Origin of the sequence: Mesorhizobium sp. M7A.F.Ca.CA.002.04.1.1 (genome assembly GCF_004022805.1) — a bacterium.
GTDB lineage: Bacteria > Pseudomonadota > Alphaproteobacteria > Rhizobiales > Rhizobiaceae > Mesorhizobium > Mesorhizobium ciceri.
In genome coordinates this window covers 1-3416 of record NZ_RZPL01000629.1, presented here as the reverse complement: position 1 = coordinate 3416, position 3416 = coordinate 1, and the positions used below count along the sequence as shown (strand labels likewise).

Annotated in this window: 2 protein-coding genes; both read right to left on the bottom strand. The window is 66.4% G+C overall.

Annotated features, from left to right (window positions below):
* Positions 1–1396: hypothetical protein (locus tag ENZ75_RS25645; RefSeq protein ID WP_128278413.1), on the bottom strand; the 1396-nt coding region annotated here is incomplete at its 3' end.
* Positions 1397–1459: 63 nt separating this feature from the next.
* The coding region (locus tag ENZ75_RS25640; RefSeq protein ID WP_128278412.1) for a DUF4159 domain-containing protein at positions 1460–3416 on the bottom strand (1957 nt) is incomplete at its 5' end.

Genomic DNA, 3416 nt, shown 5'->3' with positions numbered 1-3416 from the left:
GCAGCGGCCGGTTGTCGGCGCCCTTCATGACCACTTCGCCTTCCGGGTTCTGCACGCCTATGGTGCGGAACCAGCGGCTCCAGTGCGGCGGCTCGGTGGCCGAGCCATCGAGCCCACGCGTCACCGGGTGGCGCTGGCCGAGTTCGGTGAGGCGCGGATAGAAGGCCTTGTCGACAACTTCGCCGGTCGGCATCGCCGGCAGGGCGGCCATCAGCGGCGTGCGCGCGATCGAGCTTTCGCCGGCATATTCGGGGCCGGCCGCGATCAGCAGCGCGCCGCCCTTTTCGACATATTCGGAGATGTAGTCGTAATAGAGGATCGGCAGCACGTCGCGGTGCTGGTAGCGGTCGAAGATGATGAGGTCGAAATCCTTGATCTTCTCGACGAACAGTTCGCGGGTCGGGAAGGCGATAAGCGACAATTCGTTGATCGGCGTGCCGTCCTGCTTTTCCGGCGGCCGCAGGATGGTGAAATGGACAAGATCGACCGAGGCGTCGGATTTCAGCAGGTTGCGCCAGGTGCGCTCGCCGGCATGCGGCTCGCCGGAGACGAGCAGCACACGCAGGTTCTCGCGAATGCCGTCGATCAGTGCGATGGCGCGGTTGTTGGTGTCGGTCAGTTCGCCTGGCTCGCGATCGATGGCGAGTTCGACGATGTTGCGGCCGGCGCCCGGAATGGTGACCTGCAGCGGCATGGCCTGGCCAACGGTGGCGTGCTCGACGGCGACCTGCTCGCCATTGACCGAGACGCGCACATCGACCGGGCCAGTCTCGTTTTCGGTCGAGATGACGCGGTAGGTCATGTCGAGCGGCTTGCCAACAAGGCCGAAGCGCGGCGCGTTCTCGAAGCGGATGCGGCGGTCCTTTTCGTGGTCGTTGCCGGTGATCAGCGCATGCAGCGGGGCGTTGAAATCTGGCGCGCCCGGCGGCGCGTCATGGACCTCGCCATCGGTGATCATGATCGCGCCGCCGATGCGTGACGGCGGCACGTCGCGGAAGGCGCCTTCAAGCGCGCCGAACAGCCGTGTCTCGGTGCGCTCTTCGGCGGCCTCGGATTTGCCGGCCTCGACGACGCGCACGTCGAACTGCTTGAAGCGGCCAAGCCGCTGCTGCAGCCCGGCCAGCGCCTCGTCGGTCTGCTTGGTGCGATCGCCGATATCCTGGCTCTGGCTGCGGTCGACGACGAGGGCGACAACGCTTTTCAGCGGCTCGCGCTCCTCGTTGAGGAACACCGGGTTGAACAAAGCGGCGGCGAGCGCCAAAAGGGCGATGAAGCGGAAGACCGAGCCGCGCTGGCGAAACCACAGGCCGACAAGCGCCAGCAGCGCCAGCGGCACCAGCGCCAAGGCCAACAGGGGCCAGGAGATCAGCGGTTCGAAGGAAATCGACCAGTTCATCCCTTACCCTCCTCTTTTTGGGGAGGGTTTATCCGCGACCGGAGGGAACCAAACAAACTCATCTTACTGCCCCAGCCGTTCGAGCAGTATGGGCACGTGCACCTGGTCGGATTTGTAGTTGCCGGTCAGCATGTACATCATGATGTTGACGCCGGCGCGCAGCGCGTAGACGCGCTGCATCGGGTCCGCCGGTACGGTCGGCAGCAGCGGATCGCCATTCTCGTCGACCGCCCAGGCGCCGGCAAAATCATTGGCGGTGATCATGATAGGCGAGACGCCGTCGCCGGTGCGCACCGGCCGGTTCTCGGCATTGCTGGCGTCGAGCGACGCCTCGACCCACAGTGGGCTGCCGGCGAAGCGGCCGGGGAATTCGGGCAGGATGAAGAAGGATTTGGTCAGCACGTGGTCGGACGGCACCGGCTCCAGCGGCGGCACGTTGAGGTTGCCGAGGATGTCGCGCAGCCGCTCCGTCGCCGGGCTGGTCGAATCGGCGCCGATGCCGTTGGCGAACTGGTCGCGGGTGTCGAACAGCACCGTGCCGCCCTGCTGCATATAGGCGTCGATGCGGGCGATGGCGGCCTGGCTCGGCATCGGGGCGGCCGGATCGATCGGCCAGTAGATCAAAGGATAGAACGACAGCTCGTCCTTCGAAATGTCGACACCGGCTGGTGCGCCCGGTTCAAGGGCCGTCTTTTCGACCAGGAAGCGGGTCAGGCCCTCGAGCCCGGCACGGCTGATCGAATCGTCGCCCGGCACACCGGTCAGCACATAGGCGATGCGGGTCTTCGAAATCGCCTCGATGGCAATTTCGTCACCCGGCTTGGCGTCGTCGGCGCGGGCAAGGTCGGCATGACCGAACAAGCTACCCAGCGCAATCAGGACCGCGGCGGTGGTTGCCATGGCACCGGCGCGGCGCGGTCGGCGTGAGAACAGGCCGCCCATCCAGAATACCGCCAGCGTATCGAGCAGCATCAGCACCAGGGCGGCCGCGACCAGCGCGCCCTTCAAATTGCGCGATTCGTCAAAGGCATACTGGATCGAGGTGACGGGAACAGTGATTTGCGGGCGCGCCAGCGGGGCCAGCGTGCTGTCGGCTTCAAGCAGATTATGGGCAAACACACCCGTCTCGGAACCATAGAGGCCGGGCGGGTTTTCAAAAGTCACCGGCAGCGCGCCGGCGCCCGGTACAAGCGGCCGTGCATCCGGTGTCGGCGGCACCAGCGAGCCGTCGGCTGCAATCATGCGATAGGGCGCCAGCGACGCCGCGGCGGCTTCGGCATTGGCGATGGCCGCGCCCTGGTTGCGCGACAGCTGCACGATGCGGCGCAGCATCTCGACGAAGCTGCCGGAGATCGGCAGGTTCGACCAGGTTGCTTCAGGGGTGACGTGGAACAGCACCAGCGTGCCCTTGCCTTTCTTCAATCCGGTGACCAGCGGCGTGCCGTCGGCAAGGGCCGCCCAGGTGCGCTCGACGATATCGGGTGTCGGCTCGGCCAGCACCTGTCTGCTGACAGTGACCTCGGCCGGCGGCGCCAGATCGGCGAACGGGCCGGCCTTGGGGAATTCGGTGACAGGCTGCGGCGACGTCCATGACAGCGCGCCGCCGAGCGAACGCTCGCCGGTGCGCAGGCGGACCGGCAGCAAATCGTCGTCATCGCCCGCCGTGGCCAGCCGCGAACCGGCGAAACGCACCAGCGTGCCGCCATTGTCGACCCAATCGACAAGTCTCTGCCGGACCTGTCCGGGAATGGTGCCGATATCGGCCATGACAATCATCGCGGGCTTCTGGTCGAGGATCTGCGGGATGGCGTCGGCGAGGTCGGCGCTGGAGGGTTCGACCAGATCGGCGAAGGGCTGCAGCGCCCGCCTGATGTAGTAGAGTGGCGACAAAAGCGGCTGCGCCTGGTCGGCCTCGGCCTGCGACAGCAGCCCGACGCGGCGGCGCTTGGAGCTTTCGTCGAGGACGCGCACCGCACCGGCCTGCCGCTCGCCGTCGAGCGCGATCGAAGCGAAGTCGTTG